We start from the raw sequence: 384 nt of genomic DNA, 5'->3' as shown, positions 1-384 counted from the left end.
CCCCCGGCCCCCTCCCTGCCCTCAGCGGTCCCGGCACTCCCGCTCCGACGTCGGCAGGAACCGGACAGGCCTCGCATGCGCCGGGAATGCCACCGGTATCGGCCGCCGGTCCGCCCGGCACCGGGCCCAACGCGCCGTCGTCAGGAGGTGAGCCGACGCCCTCGGACCGCGGCGGACGCACGGCACCCGGTGTCGGAGAGGAACACGCACAACCGCTCGTCGGTGGCGCGCCGTCGGGCGCGCCCGGTTTCGGACCGCCCCCGGACTACCCGGCCGACCCGCGTAACGACCCGCGTAACGACCCGCGCAACCGCCTCTACGACACGGCGCCGACCGGCGAGCCCGGCCCCCCGCCGCCCGCCGCCAACGCGGAGGCCCGCACCC

The 384-nt window shown here is 78.1% G+C and carries 1 pseudogene; it reads left to right on the top strand.

The window, feature by feature from the left end:
* Positions 1-86: 86 nt before the first annotated feature.
* Positions 87-384: pseudogene (locus tag FNX44_RS29395) on the top strand (hypothetical protein); the annotation flags it as partial.

Origin of the sequence: Streptomyces alkaliterrae, from assembly GCF_007097205.2 — a bacterium.
In the GTDB taxonomy this organism is placed as follows: Bacteria; Actinomycetota; Actinomycetes; order Streptomycetales; family Streptomycetaceae; genus Streptomyces; species Streptomyces alkaliterrae.
The sequence above is the reverse complement of the archived record's forward strand: the minus strand, read 5'-3'. Positions and strand labels throughout refer to the sequence as shown.